At 72.4% G+C, this 3055-nt stretch carries 4 protein-coding genes; all 4 read right to left on the reverse strand.

Annotated features, from left to right (window positions below; translation table 11 throughout):
* Positions 1-585 (reverse strand): endolytic transglycosylase MltG (locus B8460_RS19840; protein ID WP_048863359.1); only part of this gene is annotated, 585 nt, incomplete at its 3' end.
* A gap of 1 nt (position 586) precedes the next feature.
* A complete protein-coding gene (gene fabF / locus B8460_RS19845) occupies positions 587-1879 on the reverse strand; it encodes a beta-ketoacyl-ACP synthase II (RefSeq protein WP_084623966.1) in 1293 nt (430 codons plus the stop codon).
* Positions 1880-1916: 37 nt separating this feature from the next.
* Positions 1917-2156, reverse strand: a complete 240-nt coding sequence (locus B8460_RS19850) for an acyl carrier protein (RefSeq protein ID WP_048863360.1) — start codon at positions 2154-2156, stop codon at positions 1917-1919.
* Positions 2157-2434: 278 nt separating this feature from the next.
* On the reverse strand, positions 2435-3055 hold a 621-nt coding region (gene fabG / locus B8460_RS19855), incomplete at its 5' end, for a 3-oxoacyl-ACP reductase FabG (RefSeq protein WP_048863361.1).

Genomic DNA, 3055 nt, shown 5'->3' on the forward strand with positions numbered 1-3055 from the left:
GCGCGGCGTCCTCAGCGCGCTGTCGGGCACCCGCTTCGCCCAGGCGGCGGCGAGCGCGGCATCGAGGGCGGCATGCGCGCGTTCGACCAGCGCCGCGCGCGTCGTGCCGCGGGGATACAGATAGGTCTGCGGCAGCACGCTGCCCTCGGCGATGGCGGGCGTGTGCCCGGCGGCGGCGTCGGCGGTGTCGAACAGATGCGTGATCTGCCGCGCCGTCAGCCCCTCCGGCAGGGTCAGGCGGTGCGCGACGGGGCGGGCGGTGCGCAGGATGGCCAGCACCTCGCCCACCGTCACGTGCGCCGGGAACGCGAACTCGCCGGCATGCAGCGCGCCCTGATCGCGCGTCAGCGCGGCGGCGAGGCGGAACTCCCAAGGGTGGCGGATGACGCCGGCGGCGGCGAGCGCCTCGGCCACGCGGGCGGTGTCGCCGCGCGGCACCACCACGTCGCGGGCGGCGTCCAGCGGGCCGGGCATCAGATCGATGTTCTGGCGCAGGCCGATCCAGGCCTGCCAGGCGGTGCCGGCAACCAGCGCGGTCACCATGACCGCCCCGGCCACCGTCCGCCAGGACGGCCGCCGCCGCATGTCAGGCCGCTTCGTGGAAGATCACGCTCGCGTTGGTGCCGCCGAAGCCGAAGCTGTTGGACAGGGCGGCGGTGATGCGCCGCCGCTGCGCATGGTGCGCCACGCGGTCGATCACGCTCTCGCGGCTCGGCGCGTCGAGATTGAGCGTCGGCGGCGCGATGTCGTCGCGGATCGCCATGATCGAGAAGATCGCCTCAATCGCGCCGGCCGCGCCCAGCAGATGGCCGGTCGCGGATTTGGTGGACGACATCGCGAGCCCGCGCGCGGAATCGCCGAACAGCCGCTCCACCGCCTCCAGCTCCAGGTCGTCGCCGGTCGGCGTGGAGGTGCCGTGCGCGTTGACGTACTGGATGTCGGCGGGCGTGAGGCCGCCGCTGCGCAGCGCCGCCGTCATGGCGCGGAACGCGCCGTCATGCCCCTCGGCCGGCGCGGTGATGTGATGCGCGTCGCCCGACAGGCCATAGCCGCGCACCTCGGCATAGATCGTGGCGCCGCGGCGGCGCGCGTGCTCGTATTCCTCGAGCACCAGCACCCCGGCGCCCTCGCCCATCACGAAGCCGTCGCGGTCGCGGTCCCACGGGCGCGACGCGCGCGCCGGCTGGTCGTTGAAGCCGGTGGACAGCGCGCGCGAGGCGCAGAACCCGGCGATGCCGAGTTCGCACACCGTCGCCTCGGCGCCGCCCGCCACCATCACGTCGGCATCGCCGAACATGATCAGCCGCGCCGCGTCGCCGATCGCGTGCACGCCGGTTGCGCAGGCGGTGACGGCGGAATGGTTCGGCCCCTTGAAGCCGTAGCGGATCGAGATGTGGCCGGAGGCGAGGTTGATCAGCGCCGACGGGATGAAGAACGGCGACAGGCGCCGGGCGCGGCCCTCGTGGACCTGCACCGACGCCTCATAGATCGTCTGCAGCCCGCCGATGCCGGAGCCGATCATCACGCCGGTCGCGCAGCGCGCGGCCTCGTCCTCGGGCTCCCAGCCGGAATCCTCGACCGCCTGCGCCGCCGCCGCCATCGCCAGATGGATGAAGCGGTCCATCTTCTTCTGGTCCTTGGTCGGCACCCACTCGCCGAGGTCGAAGCCGCCATCGGCGCGGCTGCCCGCCGGTACCTGCCCCGCGACCTTGCACGGCAGATCCTTGGTGTCGAAGGACTGGATCGCCCCGATGCCGCTCCGGCTCTCGGTCAGCCGCGACCAGACCGGTTGCACGCCGACGCCGAGCGGACAGACGATGCCCATCCCGGTGACCACCACGCGGCGCCCGCCCGAATGCGCCATTCCCGCGTACGCCATGCCCGACCCGCCGATCCGCTCTCGTCCGCGCCCGCGTTCAGGCGGCTTTCTGCTTCTCGATGTAGTCGATCGCGTCCTTGACGGTGCTGATCTTCTCGGCCGCGTCCTCGGGGATCTCGACGCCGAACGCCTCTTCGAACGCCATCACCAGTTCGACCGTATCGAGGCTGTCGGCGCCCAGGTCATCGATGAAGGACGCCTCCGGCGTCACCTTCGCCTCTTCGACGCCAAGGTGCTCCACCACGATCTTCTTAACCTTGTCGGCGATCTCACTCATCGGACCTGCAACTCCTGACTTTGGCCCCTGCGGGGACCATGCCCGCGACCGGGCCTACTACGTGGTTGTTAACGCCGGACTTGCTCACGTCTGTCACGTCTGCGCAAGCACCTGTGACTGCATGCCCGCGCCACTCCGGCGGGCGGCGGAAGGGAGGGGACACGCCGCGATAAGGACGGCCATCGGAATGGCCGGGCGCTTAGCATGGTTTCGGGACATGACCAAGAATCGGCGCCACCCCGGCCCGTACCGCGCCGCGTTCCCGCGGATGGCGCCCGTCAGAGCATGGCCATCCCCCCGTTCACGTGCAGCGTCGCCCCGGTAACCCAGGCGGCGGCGTCGGAGGCGAGATAGGCGACCGCCCCCGCCACGTCCTCGGGCTGCCCCATGCGGCCGAGCGGGATCGCCTCCAGCAGCCGGGTCCGCTGCGCCTCGCCCAGCGCGTCCGTCATGGCGGTCGCGACGAAGCCCGGCGCCACCACGTTCACCGTGATCCCGCGCGAGGCGACCTCCTGCGCGAGCGACTTGCTCATGCCGACCAGCCCCGCCTTGGCGGCGGCATAGTTGGCCTGTCCGGGATTGCCGGTCGCGCCGACGATGCTGGCGATGCCGATGATCCGCCCGGCGCGGCGGCGCAGCATCCCGCGCAGCGCCGCGCGGATCAGGCGGAAGGGCGCGGCCAGATCGACGTCCAGCACCTCCGCCCAGTCCTCGTCCTTCATCCGCATCGCCAGCCCGTCGCGGGTCAGCCCGGCATTGTTGACCAGGATATGCAGCGGCCCGGCCGCCGCCTCGGCCGCCGTGATCAGCGCATCCGCCGCCGCCGGGTCGCGCAGATCGGCCGGGGCGACATGCGCCCGCTCGCCCAGCTCGGCCGCGAGCGCCGCCAGCGCGGCCTC

It is taken from the genome of Acidisphaera rubrifaciens HS-AP3 (assembly GCF_000964365.1).
Lineage (GTDB): Bacteria > Pseudomonadota > Alphaproteobacteria > Acetobacterales > Acetobacteraceae > Acidisphaera > Acidisphaera rubrifaciens.

What these genes read in the sequence shown, in the direction of transcription:
- fabF (WP_084623966.1), bottom strand. Translation starts at nt 1,879, where the DNA reads ATGGCGTACGCGGGAATGGCGCATTCGGGCGGGCGCCGCGTGGTGGTC.
- B8460_RS19850 (WP_048863360.1), bottom strand. Translation starts at nt 2,156, where the DNA reads ATGAGTGAGATCGCCGACAAGGTTAAGAAGATCGTGGTGGAGCACCTT.